Below are 17852 nucleotides of genomic sequence, written 5' to 3'. Positions count from 1 at the left end.
AGCGTTAACTCTCTGCTTTGGCCGAATAATTCTCTCTATTCGATTGGGCACTTCTTTCCACGAAGGCTGCTCTTCAGACTGCCTCCTGAAAACATTGCTGCGCCGGCAGGGCCGCAACTCGCCCCAGCCCCAAAGCTACTGACAAAGCGCGGTCAACTGCCTGGGCCGAGTAATGATCTCGTATCATCCGCACGCCGACGCGCCCCAGTTCATCTGCGGTTTCTGGCGCGCCCAAAAGACGAATGATTTGTGTGGCGAAATCCTGCGCTTCGTCACAGACCAAGCCACGAAGCCTGTCAGGCAACGGCAGCCCTTCAGCTGCGACTGAACTCATCACACATGGAATCGCGGCGCCAAAACTGGCGAGCACCTTGCCCTTGATGCCTGCGCCAAAACGCAATGGCGCGACGGTCATCCGCGCTGTCTCGAACAGATCGTCTGTCAGGTCATTGACGCCGCCAACGACATGCACCCCGTGGAAATCCTTTGATAGCTTAAAAATGGCGGGCGTCGCGCCCTGGCCAGCGATCACGCAGCGCGCTTCCGGCCGTTCACGCCACACCAGCGGCATGATCGCCCGCACGAGATACAACGCCGCATCTTCGTTCGGCGCGTGGCTGTAGTTACCCAGAAATACGATATCGTGACGCTCTGCCGCCTGTGTCCGCACCGCGCGATACGCCGTGTCCCAGGGCGCGACGCAAACGTTCAACGCAGGAGCCAGCTTCCGCAACGTTTCGGCTTCAAACGACGAATGTGTCACAACCGCATCCGTCAGAAGTGCAGCTGTGACTTCAAGAGTCCGAACGCGTTTGGCCATCTGCGACAGGTCTGCGCGCCCTTCCACATGCGCCTGCCGATCAAGACGCAGGTGATGAAGATCCGCAACACCGTAAACAAGTCGAGCTGCCGGCTGATAACGCTTTACAAGCCCCGCATAGGCTGAAGCTACGCCGCAGCGATGTAAGTACACCAATTGAAATGCGCCATTCTGCAGGCGCAGCACATCTTCCGCCGCGTTGTAGAAAGGAGCTTTGGCGACGAAGACGCCTTCCCGCTCCAGGTTCGAAACCGCCTCGGCCGAGTGTTCGTCTCCCGGCGTGGCGACCGTCACCTGATAACCCAGCCGAACGAGCGAGCGAATATGAGACAGGATCGCGTCGGATCCAGCGTCCCGTCCCGACACAGGAAGAACTTCGTCAATGACCAGAGCCCGCGGCGCCAACACATGCCCGCTTCCTGCCCGGCCACTGGATCGACGTTTCTGAAAAACGTCGTCTCGTCCGCGACGATCCGCATGATCGCCAGCAGCCGCGTGGCGGATACGTTCAACTTCTCTGGATAAAAAACTCACAATACCAGCGCGATCTGACGTTTCGTCCAGCCCTGCGACGGCACGGGTTATCGTCATCTCCAGGTCCCGATCGAAGCTATGACCTGGCTCCAGAGCGACCGGCGATCCCGCCAGTTGCTCTTCCGTACCCGCGTGGCGCGCAACGATCAGGTGACGACGCCCGCGATCAAGAGGTTCAGCGAAGCTGTAGGCCAAGCCGTTCCAGCCTGAACCTATGCCCGCTTGGACGAGGTCACGACGGGACGCATTTGCTGTAACGGTGGCGACGATTTCGTCATTGACCAGAATATCCACCGCCACGCTCTCGAAAGGACATCCCGCGTCCCAGGCCCACCCACTGACGCCGTTCCGGTCAGCATGGTCGAGCCACCCCTGAAGCGGGGATGCAGACTCCTCCCCACATCCCGTTTGACGACCGTTCGTCTCAATTGTTTCACACTCGGTCGAGACGCCCCTCTTCAGAGCCCGAGCGCGCGCCGCCAACCGTTTCTGGATCTCGGCAAGTTTCTCCCCCTCCTCTACGCGCGGCGCGCAGTAAAGCGGTGCGTCACGTCGGGCGTCCGGATACAGCGCTCTATATTCTGCGGCATTTTGAAAAATCCCCCGAGACCCGTCCTCCACGTAGCTTTCGCTCACTGCGCCATCCGCCACGATCAGTTCATGATCGTCAAACTCCAGATGCAGGTATTCGACATCTCCGTTTATGGCGCTTCGCAAGATGGTCTGGCCGTTCACCAGAGCGCCTGCTGGCGCCAGAACGCCGTCGACATACATTGCGTGAAACGGCGAAACACGAAGGTCGCGACGAGGAACGCCATCCTCCAGAGCGCCTGCACAAATCATCACGGGCAAAACATTGGCGTTATTTTCTACAAAATCAGCAGAGTAACTGCGCCGCCCAATCCACCGCAGACGCCGCAGTCCACCGGCTGCATTCCTGACCATATCCCCGATGCTCAGCGTTTCGACAGGCGCCTCCCCACCGACCGTTTCGATCATCGTGCCTGGGCAGAAGCATGCGACGTAGCCAAGCATCATGCCGCCGGTGTCCGCGTCAGAAGCAAGAACGAAATCGGACAAAACAAGGTCAGACTGCGATGAATCAAAATCGATCGTCTCGGTCAAACCGCCGCCCGAAACCGTCAACGCCTGCCCCGCCAGCGACATCGTAGCCCCGGCGGAAAACGCGTCCAGCGCCAGCGTACCCCCACTTTGAAGGACCACTCCCGAAACACCGGCAATGGACGCCTCAATTTCCAAGGTTCCACCACTTTCAACGGTGATTCCGCTGACTGAGCCGGTACCGTCACCAGCATCGTCGCCAATAACCACTGCGGATCCACCGCTTTGGATATCAAGGCCGCTACCCGTGGCGCCGAACCAGACCTGCCCCAACCCGCCGCTTGCGACAGTGACCCCGGAAACAACACCCCCGGCGTGGATATCCTGCTCTCCGCCAGAGGCGACAGTCGTGTCGTATGCCGAACCGCCAGATTCAATATCCTGAAAGCCGTGGTCGGCAATGACAGTCCCGCTTGCGTAACCCCCGGAGCTGACAACCTGCGAGCCGCTGCTGGTGTAAGAGACGCCGCTCAACGTCGTAGCGAGCGCGCTGCCCCCTGAGTAAATCGTCTGCGTTGCTGCGGAGATGGTCGCCCCGCTAACCACCGCGCCATAGATCAGCTGAGACGCGCCGGCGCCAATCTGCGCGCCGCTATCGATACTGCCCTTCGACAGCATTTCCAGCGCAGTCGTCCCGGTCACGACCGCATCGTAAGTCGCGGCGCCGGAATCTACCTCCAGGGTGCCCGCCACCTGCGCGTCATAAATGACGCCACCCGCGCTGATCAGCGCCTGCCCGCCTGCAAAAACCGTTGCGCCGCTGACGACGCCATCCGCGCCCAGTGCGGCAGTTCCTTCGTAAGTGCCGGCGCCGAGATGACCGCCGGAACTTACAACCGCTCCGGAAACCACGCCTCCCGACGAGACGTACAGGTTGCCGCCGGAGCTCACGATTGTCGCTGAAGCGACGCCTGTGTCCGTCACATACAAGGACGAGATCGTCGCGCCGCTTCCCACCACGACATCCGTGGCGACGCCGGAACTTACATAGCCGTTCGAGTTAATGACGGTCGGCGTAACATCGCTCATGAGATTTCCCAAGCTGCTTAATCGGACCGAACGCTTTCGCGCGGTGATCTTCAGGAACCTCACTATTGTGATTAAACGCTAATTTTTCTTATACAGACGGGCGGTTCCTGAAGCCTTCCTACGCGTACAAACAAAACGAGCCCGTCAGAAAATCTGACGGGCCCGCCCCCACGCCGACCATGCTCTGTTTTCACCGCCTGAAACCCGAGACTTTCTCACCTCTCCTTTCAGGAGGCGAAGAAGTCAGGTTCGCGCGGACTCCGGTTACTCGCCTTTAAGGCGCTTCACGCACTGGCTGTAGTAACCGCCGCCTTTTTGAATCCAGACAAGTCCGCCATTACCACCATTCGTCTTGTTCACGTGATACTGATCAAGGCAGGTTTTCATCCGCGCTTTACCAGCACTCAGAGACGAATATTTGGAAGAAACGGCGGAGGGGAAAACTGCATTGCCTGAATAACTGGTTGCCGCCTTGCTTCCCGTCGTCGAGGCAGACGGCGCCGCAGAGGCCGGAGCCTGAGATGAGGCCGCCGCAGGCGCTTCGGTCGCAGCCGGCGCAGACGCCGGAGCGCTCGTAGCCGCCGCGTCTGTGGCGGAGCAATGCCCCACCTTATAATCCTTATATGTCTGTCCGTTCAGCGTTCCCGCCTTGCGGGCTGCCGTGAAGTCGGCGTGACACTCTTTCGCCGTCAGCGCCTCGGCGGCGCCCGGAGCCAAGACTACAAGGCTACCTGAAAGCAGGCCGAAAGAGACTGTTGCTGCATGTATTGAACGACTGAGACGCATGAGACACCTGCACTCTTGTTGAATCCGACGCCGCCGAGGTTTGGCCTCGCACTGTCAGTCGAATTCCCAAGACTATCGCGGCAGGCTCACGCGCGACAGGGGCGCGACGCAAAAAAGGCGCGCCCCCGATAGCGACTGGATCAGGCGATCAGGAAATACGTTCGCCGTGAAGAGCGACGTCCAGACCTTCCTGCTCCTGCTCCGTTGACACACGCAATCCGATCACGACGTCGACGACCTTGAGGATGATGAACGTCACCACGCCACACCAAACGATCGTCACGCCGACGGCTTCGGTCTGGACAAGCAACTGATGCAGAGAGCCGGAGGAACCACCGGGGTTCGCGTCCGTGGCGGAGAGCGGACCGTAAGCCAGAAGCCCGGTCAGCAACGCCCCGACGATACCGCCGACGCCATGTACGCCGAAGGCGTCGAGGCTATCGTCGTAATTGAACGCGTGCTTGAGCGTTGTTGCGCTCCAGTAGCAGATCACGCCAGTGGCCAGACCAATAATGAGCGCGCCGCCAGGCAGGACAAATCCGGCAGCGGGCGTTATCGCGACCAGCCCGCCCACGGCGCCGGAGATGATGCCCAGCACGGTGGGTTTGCCGCTACGAAGCCATTCGGCGACCATCCAGCTGACGCCTGCGGCGGCAGCTGCGATCTGCGTCGTCGCCAGCGCCATGCCCGCACGACCGTTGGCGCCGACCGCCGAACCGGCGTTGAACCCGAACCAGCCGACCCACAGCAGCGACGCGCCGATCACTGCATAGGTCAGGTTGTACGGAGCCATGTCGTCCGTCCCGAGCCCTCGACGACGCCCAAGGACCAGCGCGCAGACAAGGCCCGCGACGCCTGCGTTGATGTGGACGACCGTGCCGCCCGCAAAGTCCAGCGTGCCGAGGTTCAGCAACCAGCCGATCGGGCTCCACACCCAGTGGGCGATCGGGGCGTAGACCAGAAGCGACCAGAGGACCGAGAACACACACATGGCCGAGAACTTCATACGCTCAGCATAGGCGCCCGCGATCAGAGCCGGAGCAATGATCGCGAAGGTCATTTGGAAGCTCATGAAGACGCTTTCGGGAATTGTCATCACCGTCGCGTTTGACGAATCAGCGCCGAGCGTGAAACCAATATCCGCGCCCTTTGAGATGTGATCCCCGATCGTATAGAGAAACGCCTTTGACAGGCCGCCAATGAAAGGCGTTCCGGTCGAAAATGTCAGAGAATAGCCTGCGATCATCCATACCAGCGTGATGATGCTGCATATCGCAAAGCTCTGCATCACAGTCGCCAGAACGTTCTTCTTGCGGACCATGCCCGCATAGAACAACGCGAGGCCCGGGATCGTCATAAGCAGAACGAGCGCAGTGCTCACCAGCATCCACGCTGTGTCGCCACTGTCGATCTGAGGAGCGTCAGCGGCGCTCGCCGAACCGGCCGCAAGAAAACCGACGGCTCCGGCGAATAACGCCAGCGCGGGTCGCGCCGGCGCCGTGCGCGCCGCAAATAAGGAAAATCCTTTGCCCATTAATTCCCCAAGCTCCCTGCCCGTGATACCGGCGCTTTCGCCCGAATTCGGTCTAAACCCGCAAGACACGTCCACGCGCCGACAGCCGGGGACGCTGAAATCCAATTTCTTTACGTAGCTTATCCGAAACGAAATGCTCAAGCCCCGGCGACACCGGACTGCCCGGAGCCTTTAGCGACCAGAGGTCGTCAGGCTCCGGCGACGCGCGTCCGGGAGCGCATGGTGACGAACTCTTCGCCGGACGTCGGATGAATGCCTATGGTGCGGTCGAAATCCGCCTTCCGCAGACCGGCAGTCACAGCGATCGCAAGACCCTGCATCAATTCCGGCGCATCTTCACCCAGCATGTGCGCGCCGACCACCTTCTGGCTGGCCTGATCGACCACCAGCTTCATCAACGTGCGACTCTCCCGTCCGCTTAGCGTATGACGCATCGGGCGAAAGCTGGAGACGTAGATGTCGGCAGGACCGCGTTCCGTAGCCTCATCCTCCGTCAGACCAACACTGGCGAGCGGCGGAGTGAAGAAGACGGCCTTGGGCGTTGTATCGAAGGCCCATTCCCTCTCGTGTCCCGCAAAGAGGTAGTCGGCGAGAATATGCCCCTCAGCGATGGCGACGGGAGTCAGATTGATCCGATTGGTCACGTCGCCAATGGCGTATATATCCGGCGTGCTGGTCTGAGACGCCGCATCCACTGCGACGCGCCCGCCATCATCCAGGCGCACGCCTGCTTTTTCAAGCGCCAACCCGTTCGTCTTGGGGTGACGACCGGTCGCCAGCATCACGCAATCCGCTTCAATCTCGACGCCACTGTCCAATGTGACGACAAAAGCATCTCCATTGCGTCGAATGCTGGTCGGGCTGGCCTTCACGTGTTGGCGGACACCGCGCTGGTCTATCGCCATATGCAGCGCAGAACGCAGGTCCTCGTCGAAGCCACGCAACGGCAGCGGCTGGCGATAGACAAGGTCAACCTCAGCGCCAAGGCCTGCAAAAATGCCGGCGAACTCCACGCCGATGTAACCGCTGCCCACGATGCACACCCGACGCGGCATCTCGACGAGGTGAAACACCTCATCCGAGGTGATCGCCAGATCTGCCCCTTCGATGTCCAGCTTCGTCGGCGTCGATCCCGTGGCGACGACGATCCTCGCAGCCGTGATCCGCTCCGGTTTCGCGTCCGGTGAAAGGGGCGTCGGCTCGGTAACGACGGTATGGGCGTCTTCGAAACGGGCGAAGCCGGTGATCAACCGTACGCCGCTCTTCTCCAGCATCGATACATAGATGCCGTTGAGCCGTTCGATCTCGCGATCTTTCGCGGCGATCAGCGTCTTCCAGTCGTGACGGCCGGGCTGCGTGTCCCAGCCGAACCCATGGCTGTCCGCCACATAGTCGGGGTATTCGCTTGCCTGCACCATCAGCTTCTTCGGCACGCAGCCGAGATTGACGCAGGTGCCGCCCCAGTGCCGCGCCTCGACAATCGCGACACGAGCGCCATGTCCCGCCGCTATGCGGGCGCAGCGAACGCCGCCGGAACCTGCGCCAATGACCAGAAGGTCGACATCATACGCGGCGTTATCGGACATAAGACAGGCTCCGGAGGCGGTGTTGATCGATCAGCGTTCGGCGAACGCTTTCTCAACCACATAGGCGCCGGGACGGGAATTGTTACCCTCGTCAAAGCCACGGGCCTCCAGCAGCTTCTCAGTGTCAGCAAGCATCTCCGGCGAGCCGCAGATCATCACGCGGTCATGCTCGGGGTCGATCTCGGGAATGCCAAGGTCCGCGAAAATCTTGCCGCTTTCGATCAGCGTGGTGATACGGTCGGTGACGGCGAACGCCTCACGCGTGACGGCCGGGTAGTAGCGAAGCTTCTTCGCGACGTCCTCGCCCAGAAACTCGTGCTGCGGCAGTTCATGGCGGATATGGTTCGCGTAAGCCAGTTCACCGGAGATACGAACGGTGTGGCTGAGCACGACATTTTCGTAACGCTCGTAGCACTCCGGGTCCTTGATCAGGCTCATGAAGGGCGCGAGGCCAGTTCCCGTCGACAGGAAATACAGATTCCGCCCTGGGCGCAGATTGTCCAGAAGCAGGGTGCCTACTGGCTTGCGTCCGATCAGAACCGTGTCCCCCACCTTCACATGGCGCAGGCGGGAGGTCAGCGGGCCATCAGGCACGGCTATGGAGAGGAACTCCAGGTGGTCTTCGTAGTTCGCGGAGGCGATGGAGTAGGCGCGAAGCAGCGGCTTGCCGTCCACCTCGATGCCGATCATCGCGAACTGCCCGTTCTCGAAGCGCAACGCCGGGTCGCGGGTCGTCGTGAAGCTGAACAGCCGGTCGGTCCAGTGATGAACCGTCAGCACCTTCGCCGGATACAGATGCGCGTATTCTTTCGTGGGCTCCGGCAGATGCCAGAGGCCTTCATGCCCGTCGACCGGAACGATGCCGGAGGGGGCCAGATCGGCGGCGAGGCGTGTCAGCGTTTCGGGCATGAACCGGAACTCTCCCGGGTTGAGGCGAAATTACCGCGTTCATGACACCGGGCTGGCGACGCAACACGCGTCCCCGCCCGACACGCGTTTCGCCGGGGTGGCAGTCGAATGTGGCTGGTGGTTTTACGGGCAAGCCCCCACCTGCGCCAGCTCCATTTTCCGGACGCCGCCCCGCGCGAAGAGCAGGACAGGCGCCCGAAAGGCGCGCCGCCGTCTGGCGTCAGCGCCCTTCCCGCCCGGAATTTCTTCAGTGCGGCAGGTTGTCGTTGCGTCGGATAAACGCTGCGGCGTTGTCATGCAACTCTTTTAACGCTGGCGCGTGCGTGTAAACCATATGCCCCGACATGTATTGGTGGATTTCGATGTTACCCGCCAGCGCTCGTGGGATAGGCAGGTGGCTCATCTCGTAGACGCCCTCGAAATACGGCGTGCCGAGATCGAAATACCCCTGATTGAGCTGCACCTTCAGGCTGGGATTGGTCTTCATCGCCATCGCCAGATCCGGCAGGACGTTCGGCACGCCGCGTTTCGAGGACGGCATATCGGGCTGTTCGTGATGGAACGACCAGATCGATATCGAATGCGCGCTGGGTTTGTACTCCTGATACGGGCCGGTCGGGTCGTCCCCGCCGTAATGCAGCGTCGTCCGGGCATAATCGTTGAACGCCGACAGATAGGCCGAGCCGAGCGCCGAACCCATCGGGTCATAAGACGGCGTCTGCGACAGCGGGTCGATGGCGTAGCCGGAGAAGCGGCTGTCCAGACGCCCGGTGTCGCTGTCGTCAGCCCCAAGCAATGTCTTTTCGAACTCGCCGCCGTTCACGCGCAGGTTGGCGCGCTTGATATAGTCGACCGGCAAACCCGTGTAGCCATGCAGCTTCTCCGCGATCGTATTGAACGCGGCCTCCGGCAACGCCGTCCCCTGCTGCAACGCTGACGTGTAATCGCCTGTCGCGAAATGCTCGACTTCCTTCAGGAACGTCGGCAGGTCCGCAGGCATCGGCGACAGTTTCTTGTGATACCAAGCCGTCGCGGCGAAGCTCGGCAGCGCGAGGATATAGGGCAGGTCCATGCCCGGATTGGCCTGCGGACGATCGATCGTGTTGTCGTAGTTCAGGATCTGCGACAGCAGCATCACGCCGTTCAGGTCGATGCTCTTGTCCTGAGCCAGCATGTTCGCGACGATGGCGGAACGCGTCGTGCCATAGCTCTCGCCGAACAGGAATTTCGGCGAGTTGTAGCGATTGTAGCGCCCGAGGAACTGCGCAATAAAATCGGTGAAGGCGCGTGCGTCCGGGTCAGTGCCGTAAAACGCCTTCTCCTTGTCCTTGCCGCCAAGACGGCCGAACCCCGTGCCTGGCGCATCGATGAACACGAGATCGGTCACGTCCAGAAGGCTGTCGTCGTTGTCGATCAGCTTGTAAGGCGCTGCGGGCGTATGCGTGTCATCCGCCGTCTGGATACGCTTCGGCCCGAAAGCGCCCATATGCAGCCAAACCGTCGCAGAACCGGGGCCGCCGTTATAGACGAAGGTGATCGGTCGGGACGCCGCAGGAGCGCCCTTCTTGAAGTAGGCCACGTAGAACATCGACGCGACCGGAAGCTCTTCGGGCTTCGTCGTCCGCTCCGGCGCTGCGTCGTCATAGCCTTTGGGGTGGACGATCAGCGTGCCCGCTACAGCCTGATAGGCGACATGCTGGCCGCGAATAGTGACGCTGCCTTCGGTTACTTTCTGCTGGGGTTTGAAGGAGAAGGCGTCGTCCGCAGGATGCGTGGCTTCCGCGCCGGTCTTGATGGGCTTATCCCCGTCAGCAGCCAAGACTGCGGTCGAGAGCAAGAAGGTCGAGAAAAAAAGGCTTTTCACGAAAGAACCTACGCTAATTCCGCCAATCGACTGCAGCGTTTTATGCACACTCACACTCCCATACACGCACCGAAATCGCGAGTGTATGGGAGACCGTGGCAAGACCCAAGGGGCGGAAGAGACGTCAACGATCTGAGTTGAGGCAGCCATTTCTTTATTTTAGCTGTATTTATTATCACGATAAATAATAAACATTATCAATTAATTATCCTGAGTATATTCCCGCTTTGACATTGGTATGTAATCGGAGCCAGACACACTCACATCCCCGGTTTCATCATCAATATACAAACGCAAATCCGCGTCATGAACCAATTGATAAGCGGTCCAAAAAGCTTTTTTTTCTTTGTTGTACACTAACTCTACGATTAACATCGGCGTTTCATGCGTAAAAATTCGACTTCCAGTATTTGGATCAATCCAATTTTGCGCAATTAATAACGCTTCGTCCTTTGATAATCTTGTTATGTGTGATATTTTTCCATCAGAAAATATCTCCTTAAAGCGATGAAGGATTTTTTTTAACATCCCTTAACGGTTTCCGAGCACGATCAGTTTGTCACTATCTTTCGGCGTCGCCGGGTAGAAAAAAATTTCAAACAGAACTCCTTTAAAATATGCTTGATATAGAAGGTGTCCCGTTTCGGGAATCACACCAAGCCCCCTCAATTCGCCTCTTGCGTCCTGACTTTTTTGGGTCCAAGACACATATCCGTTTTTTACAGGAAAAACCAAACCACTTTTTATAGAATTCCATGAAAAGCCATCGACTTTCATGTGACCATAACTTTGAGCGAGCGCTTCTTCTATGTATCTAGCTAGGGAACTTACATTATAGTAGTAAGCTTTGTTAGTGACTCTATAGTTTCGCAAAAAATCTGCTTTAGGCGTCAACGCTCTATGTAATTTTTCATGAAAATAAGTACGTTTTATATCTTCATACGGCCTTCTTTCGTACAAAAAATCTCCCCTTCCGTCGACCATGTATCGACCTGTATCCAAATTTATTTGTGGCTTTATTTCAGTTACGGTGATGTTTCCCAGAAAATCGCATTGACCATATACATTATGGTCGCCAATTATGACTATCTAGATCCGATTTTGAGGACAAATACGTGGTTTTTGGAGGTTTATTTCCATCTTGTTCTATTTTTTTTGATAAGTATTCTTTAAATGACTTGAATTTTTCTGTTTTCCCAGAAAACGCATCTGACACCTTGCCCCGACGCGCTACTTTTCCACCCAAAAAATTTAAGACTGCAGTCAATCCAAGCGTGGCTATTGCCTCCGCTAACGATCTGGCGGCATCATTTAAATCACGGTCTGTTCGGCCTCTTAAGGTTAGATAAGCGAATTTATAAAGTTGATCCAGCCCCGTAAAGATAGCTGCACCCATCATTACCCAACCAGACACCCCCATCACAATGTCAGCAAACGCACCGACCCCAATAAAATGCAAGCCTATGTAACCCGCCAGAAACGCAGCCATCACCTCTAAATTTCCGCGAGACAGGAGAACGTCCAGCTGCGCAGATGCTGTAGGACCTACAATTTTTTTTGTCCTAGATAAGACTTCAGAAAGCCTATCGACATTGCTTTGATTTGACCAATCAGTATCAACAATACCTGACGATAATGCGCTCACAGCAAATGTCCACTTTTAGATACAATCTATCTACCGATAAATGAGCAACACATCGCCGTCCATGAGATTTTTAGTTTCTCAATGAAAAAAGAGAACTCACATACAAACTTCGACTAAGACGTCTAGCTATAGCTTTAGGTCACATCGAGTATACGCCCGGCAGTTCAGCCGGGCGTATTTTATATCGATTTCTCAGCGAAGAATGCCGGTATGCCCGATCGAATACCGCCCCGGCTGTGGCCATACTGTCAACCCGTGCGGCTCGGCCCCCACAGGAATGATCTTCATGGCGCCGGTGTCCGTGTCGATGGCGTAAACCACATCGTCAAAGCGTCCCGACAGCCAGAGCAGCTTTCCATCGGCGCTGACATTGCCCATGTCCGGGCTACCGCCGCCGGGGATCGGCCAGGTCCTCACCACCTGATTGGTCGCGAAGTCGATGACCGACACATTGCCGTCCTTGCTGTGCGGCGGGCCATGAATCTTGTGCGATCCGCGGTTGGCCACATACATGAACTTGCCGTCGCGGCTGGGATAAATGCCGTGCGTGCCAACACCCGTATGGATGAAGCCGGTCTGCGTGAAGGTGTCGCCATCGACGGTGAACACGCCATCGGCGTGCATGTCGGCGACGTAGAACGTCTTGGCGTCGGGCGAGGCCAGAATGTCCTGAGGCATCCCGCCGCCGGTCAGCTTCAGATACCCGATCAGCTTGTGGTTGAGCGTATCGACCTTGGCCAGCATTCCGCCGAATTCGCAGGTGAAGATGGCGTAATGGCCGTCGATGGAGAATTCTGCGTGGTTGACGCCCTTGCACTCCGGCGTCTCGACCGAGGTGTGCAGTTCCATCGTATGCGGGTCGCGGAAGTCGAGGCGCTTGCGGGCCTCCGCCACCACGATGGCTTCCTTGCCGTCCGGCGTGAAATACATGTTGTAGGGATCGTCGACCGGGATGGCCTGCCCCGGCTTGCCGGTGCGCGGGTCGATGGGCGTCAGGCTTCCGTTCGTGGTGCCTTCGGCGTTGTTCGTGACCCAAAGCGTGCGCAGATCCCAGGACGGGACGACGTGCTGCGGGCTCTTGCCGACCGGGAAGCGGTCGACGACCGTCATGGTCGCCGGGTCGATCACCGACACGTCGGCGGAGCGCAGGTTCGGCACGTAAATGCGCGGCAGGTCTTTGGCCACTTCCGGCGCAATGTTGCTCGGGCGCGTCTCGGAATAAATGTTATGCGGGTCGATGACCGGCGGCATGCCGGGGATCGTCTGCACGGCGCTTTGCGCTGGCGCGGGAACAGGGGCCGTCTGCGCACGGGCGACGGTCAGACCACAGCTGCCCAGCATCGCGATCGCGACCCGGGCGCCACTCAGAATTCGGTTTTTCATCATAATGTTTCAGAGACCTCCGACCGGACGCCAATAGCACAGCGCCGGACGGCGACAAACGCTTCCGGCGCGCCGGTCTGTCAGACCTCGAAACGCTCCGCCATCTCCGCGAGAGGCCAACGCGGCCTTGGTCTGAACTGCATATCGTCGAGCGCCGGCAATCCCAGACGCGCGGCTTCCGCGCATGTCTCCAGAGCGGCCCAACCGACCATCACGGCGTTGTCTGTGCACAGGGCAAGCGGCGGGGCCGCGAAACGCAGCCCATGCCGCTCCGCCACCTCCGTCAGCCGCGCGCGCAGGGTCTTGTTCGCAGCTACACCTCCCGCCGCGACGAGCAATGTCGGCCCGTCCATCATGGCGAGGGCGTTGGACACACGATCGGCGACGACATCCGACACCGCCTGCTGGAAGCTCGCGGCCAGATCGGCGGCGACGGTTCGCGGCAAGGGCTCCGAGCCATAAGGCGCAATCTGGCGCGCGATCGCGGTTTTCAGGCCCGAAAACGAGAAGTCGCACCCTTCCCGTCCCTTCAACGGACGGGGCAATGCGAACGCTTTCGGGTCACCCTCGCTGGCAAGTTTCTCCAATGCCGGACCGCCGGGCCAGCCGAGGCCAAGCATCTTCGCGACCTTGTCGAACGCCTCCCCCGCTGCGTCATCGATCGTCCCACCCAGCCTGCGATATCGTCCGACTCCTTCTACGGCGAGGCACTGACAATGCCCGCCGGACGCCAGCAGCAGCAAAAAAGGGAACGCCGCGCCCCCTTCCACGACGCCGGGCAGCCGCGCCGAGAGAGCATGGGCTTCGATATGGTTCACGGCGATGAACGGCCTGCCCAATGCGATGGCGAGCCCCTTGGCGAAGTTCGTCCCCACGACCAGGCCGCCGATCAGCCCCGGCCCGACGCTTGCCGCGACGGCCGCCACATCGGCAGGCGAAAGAGTCGCGTCCTGCAAGGTCCGTCGGGCCAGATCAGGCAGAAGCGCCAGATGCGCGCGGGCGGCGATCTCTGGAACCACCCCGCCGAATTCGGCGTGGGCGTCCTGCGACACCAGCCGTTGAGCCAGCACCGAGCCATCCGGCGCGAGGATCGCGCAGGCAGTTTCGTCGCAGGACGACTCGATAGCGAGCAGCGGTCCGACGAGCTGCACAGTCTGCGCAGAACCCTTATCATGAGGATGAACGTTAAAATCGAGGCTTTTCAGGCTCACGTCACCTTTCCTTAGCGCGACGGCGGTAATAAACACCCCACTATGGTTCCCGCACAGCCGTCCGATACCGCCCTTAGCCCGGCGCTGCAAAAAGTAGCCGCCGAGGCAGCCGCACGCCAGAAGACCGTGGTGACGCATCACCGACGGTTGCTACCGCTCCGCGTCGGCACGAGGGGATCGCCGCTCGCGCTGTGGCAGACCCGCGCCTTCCTTACGCGCCTGACGCGCTTCTGCCCGGTCCTGCGCGACATGAACGCGTTTCAGGAACACCAGATCAACACGACCGGCGATCAGGTCCAGAACCGCGCACTTGCGGAAATCGGCGGCAAGGGACTGTTCGCCAAAGAGATTCATGAGGCGCTGCAGGACGGCCGCATCGACTTCGCGGTCCACAGCCTGAAGGACCTTGAGACGACCTTGCCGGACGGACTCGTTCTGGCGTGCACCATGCGGCGCGAAGACGCACGGGACGCCCTGATCCTCGGTCCCGGCCTTACGCCTGCGGACCCGAACGATCCGTATTCCGCGCTTCCGCACGGCGCCCTCATTGGCTGCGCTTCAGTCCGCAGGCAGGCGCAGATGCTTCATGTGCGCCCCGACCTGCGGTTCGGGCTGCTGCGCGGCAACGTCCAGACGCGTCTCGACAAACTCGCCGCACGGCAATGCGACGCCACGCTCCTGGCTCTTGCCGGTCTTCGCCGGTTGGGGATGGAGGATCGCGCGTCGGTCGTGCTGGAGCCGGACGTGATGGTCCCTTCCGCCGGGCAAGGCATTGTCGGCGTCACGGTGCGCGAGAGCGACATCGAGCTTCGCGAGCTTCTCGCCGCCATCGAGGATTACGAAGCCCGCGCCGTCTCCACGGCGGAGCGCGCCCTGCTTGCGGAACTGGACGGATCCTGCCGCACACCGATCGGTGGATTCGCGCGACTGCTCCCTGCCCCCGCGGGCGGGAAGGCGACGCTGCATCTGACCGGACTCGTCGCCTCGGAAGACGGGACATTTCTGCTGCGCCGCGAAACTTCCGGCGCTCCCGCCGACGCCGAACGTCTCGGGCGTGAACTCGCCCGCAGCCTTCGCGTGGACAGCCCTGCGCACATCTTTACCGAATGAACGATGGCCGCGATCGCGACCGCGCGCCGAAACAGGCGACGGCGCGGCGGGTTGATCATCGCGGCGTCCTCGTCACACGGCCGGAGCCGGGCCTCTCCGAAACCATGGAGCTCCTCCGCGAACGCGGTTGGCGCCCATACGCAGCGCCAGCGCTCGCCATCGCTCCCCGCTGCGTGAAACCGCAACAGGGCGTCGCCGCTGCAATTCTCACCAGCGGACAGGCGGTGGACGCTCTTTCTGCCACGCTGCCAGCCTCCACACAGGTCTTCACCGTTGGCGACGCCACCGCGCAAACGGTCGAACGAGCCGGTTTCAAGACCACGATCAGCGCGAACGGGAACGCCAGCGATCTTTTCCGGCTTGTCGCCGCAACTCTAACTCCCGAGGAGGGTCCCCTCCTGCTGCTTTCAGGCGAGGCTCAGGGCCTGCCTTTGGCGCGAGCTCTCAGAGCGGCTGGATACACGGTGCGCAGGCGTGTGGCGTATGCGGCCGTTGCCGTCAAAGGCCTGCCTGCCTCCGTGGCGGACGCACTGCACCGCGGAAAAATCGACGTCGTGATGGCGTATTCCGCTAGAAGCGCCGCCGCGACCATCCGGGCTCTGGAACTGGCGGAGATACGGGTGTCCGACCTGACTGGCGTCGCGATCTCCGAGAACACGGCGGCGATCATGAGAGCTGGTGGGTTCAGAACTGTTGCGGTCGCTGCCCACCCGGACGCAGAGAGTATGTTGAACGCCCTCGAAACCGTTCTTCACAAGGAACAGCCTGCAGCGGGCGGCGCATAAATCCCGTTCTTGTGGCGTCATTGACGTTCGAAATCGTAACGATATCGTCGCTCTCCGTGTGACTTCGATGAATTACGAACGGTAAAGCGTAGGGAACCCGCTTTTGAAAACAATGATCGGTCGCTTGGCAGCACTGGCCTCGTTCTCTGTTCTTGCGTCCGTCCCGCTCGGGACAGCGCGCGGCGCGGACGCCAGCGAGACGAGATTTCTCTCGCTTTACAAGGAGCTTGTCGAAACCAACACGACGCTTTCCTCCGGCAGTTGCACCCTCGCAGTTGAAAGGATGCGGGCGCGCCTGCTTCAAGCCGGATACACGAATGGCGACGTCCAAATACTCGTCCCGCCGAACCTGCCGCGTTCTGGCGATCTGATCGCAACGCTTCCCGGCTCCGACCTGAAGCTGAAGCCGATCCTCCTGCTCGCGCATATCGACGTCGTAGAGGCCAAGGCGGCAGACTGGAAACGCGATCCGTTCAAGCTTGTAGAAGATAAAGGCGTGTACTATGCGCGCGGTTCATCGGACGACAAGGCGATGGCGTCGTCGTTCACCGACGCAATGATCCGATATCGGGAAGAAGGTTTCAGACCGAAACGGACGATCCGGCTGGCTCTGACTTGCGGCGAAGAGACATCGCGCGAGACTGACGGCGTCGCCTGGCTTCTTTCGGCGCATCCTGATTTGCTTGACGCCGAATTTGCGCTGAATGAAGGCGCGCACGGGCAGTATGACGAAAATGGAAAACCAAAAACCCTTGAGGTTCAGGCTGGAGAAAAAGTCTACACTGATTTCGAATTGACCTTAAACGATCCCGGCGGCCACAGCTCTCGCCCTCGCTACGAAGGCACAGCGATCGTCCGCATGTCCCAGGCTCTTGCGAAACTTGGCGCTTACGAATTTCCTATTTCTATAAACGACACGACCCGCCGTTATTTCCAGACAGAAGCGCTCCACGCCACCCCCGACGTCGCCCGAGATATGCGCGCGATCCTTGCCGCACCGCCGGACAATGAGGCCGCCGCACGTTTATGGCGCGCGAACCCTTCGTGGAACGGCATGATCCGCACGACTTGCGTGCCGACCATGATCTCCGGCGGCCACGCGGATAACGCGTTGCCGCAACGCGTCACGGTGAATGTTAACTGTCGTATCCTGCCGGGAACAGGAAACGACGAAATTCAGAAGACGCTCACGCAAGTCATGGACGATCCGGGAATTTCTATAAAAATCGTGGACGGATCTCCGTCACGCCCCAAACTGCCGCCCATCGCCGACCATATCCTGAACCCGGCGAATAAAGTCGCAGAAACGATCTGGCCCGGAATCGTAGTGTTGCCGACGCTCTCAACCGGCGCAACGGATGGATCGTATCTCAACAGCACCAGCACGCCCACCTACGGGCTCTCCGGTATGCTTGCCGGACCAGAGGGCAATAACGCCCACGGGTTGAACGAACATATCCGCAAGCAGTCGCTACTGGACGGACGGCGTTTTCTCTACGAGGTGGTCAAGCTCTACGCCGCCCAATGACCAACT

General features: G+C 59.7%; 14 protein-coding genes. 3 read left to right on the top strand and 11 right to left on the bottom strand.

Translation table 11 applies throughout. The features are described from left to right. Nucleotides 1–73: 73 nt before the first annotated feature. The 11 genes from J2D73_RS05505 to tsaD form a co-directional block, all read right to left on the bottom strand. Entirely contained in the window at nucleotides 74–3505 is a 3432-nt protein-coding gene (locus tag J2D73_RS05505) for a Hint domain-containing protein (RefSeq protein ID WP_207880151.1), read from the bottom strand. 264 nt (nucleotides 3506–3769) lie between these two features. After that, entirely contained in the window at nucleotides 3770–4291 is a 522-nt protein-coding gene (locus J2D73_RS05500) for a hypothetical protein (protein WP_243429681.1), read from the bottom strand. Between the two features lie 148 nt (nucleotides 4292–4439). Further along, nucleotides 4440–5825, bottom strand: coding sequence for an ammonium transporter (locus J2D73_RS05495; protein WP_207880149.1), 1386 nt, complete (start codon nucleotides 5823–5825; stop codon nucleotides 4440–4442). A 188-nt stretch (nucleotides 5826–6013) separates the two neighbouring features. Further along, entirely contained in the window at nucleotides 6014–7411 is a 1398-nt protein-coding gene (gene gorA, locus J2D73_RS05490) for a glutathione-disulfide reductase (protein WP_207880147.1), read from the bottom strand. A gap of 30 nt (nucleotides 7412–7441) precedes the next feature. Then, nucleotides 7442–8320, bottom strand: a complete 879-nt coding sequence (locus J2D73_RS05485; RefSeq protein WP_207880145.1) for a ferredoxin--NADP reductase — start codon at nucleotides 8318–8320, stop codon at nucleotides 7442–7444. 247 nt (nucleotides 8321–8567) lie between these two features. Continuing rightward, nucleotides 8568–10184 carry a S10 family peptidase gene (locus tag J2D73_RS05480; protein ID WP_408736823.1) on the bottom strand — a complete coding sequence of 539 codons (1617 nt, stop codon included), beginning with the start codon at nucleotides 10182–10184 and terminating at the stop codon, nucleotides 8568–8570. A 201-nt stretch (nucleotides 10185–10385) separates the two neighbouring features. Then, nucleotides 10386–10712, bottom strand: a complete 327-nt coding sequence (locus J2D73_RS05475; protein WP_207880141.1) for a hypothetical protein — start codon at nucleotides 10710–10712, stop codon at nucleotides 10386–10388. Nucleotides 10713–10715: 3 nt separating this feature from the next. Further along, the gene (locus J2D73_RS05470) at nucleotides 10716–11168 is read right to left on the bottom strand and encodes a hypothetical protein (RefSeq protein ID WP_207880140.1); all 453 of its coding nucleotides are present in this window, start codon (nucleotides 11166–11168) and stop codon (nucleotides 10716–10718) included. A gap of 82 nt (nucleotides 11169–11250) precedes the next feature. Further along, nucleotides 11251–11829 carry a hypothetical protein gene (locus tag J2D73_RS05465; protein ID WP_207880138.1) on the bottom strand — a complete coding sequence of 193 codons (579 nt, stop codon included), beginning with the start codon at nucleotides 11827–11829 and terminating at the stop codon, nucleotides 11251–11253. Between the two features lie 192 nt (nucleotides 11830–12021). After that, nucleotides 12022–13170 (bottom strand): YVTN family beta-propeller repeat protein, encoded by a 1149-nt coding sequence (locus tag J2D73_RS05460; protein ID WP_408736827.1) that lies wholly within the window; start codon nucleotides 13168–13170, stop codon nucleotides 12022–12024. Between the two features lie 122 nt (nucleotides 13171–13292). Beyond that, complete coding sequence (gene tsaD / locus J2D73_RS05455; RefSeq protein WP_341535032.1) at nucleotides 13293–14363, bottom strand: tRNA (adenosine(37)-N6)-threonylcarbamoyltransferase complex transferase subunit TsaD; 1071 nt, start codon at nucleotides 14361–14363, stop codon at nucleotides 13293–13295. A gap of 102 nt (nucleotides 14364–14465) precedes the next feature. On the opposite strand from tsaD, the gene hemC reads away from it, so the two are divergent. The 3 genes from hemC (at nucleotide 14466) to J2D73_RS05440 (ending at nucleotide 17846) form a co-directional block, all read left to right on the top strand. After that, the gene (gene hemC, locus J2D73_RS05450; RefSeq protein ID WP_026398640.1) at nucleotides 14466–15533 is read left to right on the top strand and encodes a hydroxymethylbilane synthase; all 1068 of its coding nucleotides are present in this window, start codon (nucleotides 14466–14468) and stop codon (nucleotides 15531–15533) included. Continuing rightward, nucleotides 15530–16318, top strand: coding sequence for a uroporphyrinogen-III synthase (locus J2D73_RS05445; RefSeq protein ID WP_207880132.1), 789 nt, complete (start codon nucleotides 15530–15532; stop codon nucleotides 16316–16318). Before hemC ends, J2D73_RS05445 begins: the two co-directional genes overlap by 4 nt. Before the next feature lie 112 nt (nucleotides 16319–16430). Continuing rightward, nucleotides 16431–17846, top strand: coding sequence for a M20/M25/M40 family metallo-hydrolase (locus J2D73_RS05440; protein WP_207880404.1), 1416 nt, complete (start codon nucleotides 16431–16433; stop codon nucleotides 17844–17846). Nucleotides 17847–17852 lie beyond the last annotated feature (6 nt).

The organism is Acetobacter sacchari, from assembly GCF_017377715.1.
Lineage (GTDB): Bacteria > Pseudomonadota > Alphaproteobacteria > Acetobacterales > Acetobacteraceae > Acetobacter > Acetobacter sacchari.
The sequence above is the reverse complement of the archived record's forward strand: the minus strand, read 5'-3'. Positions and strand labels throughout refer to the sequence as shown.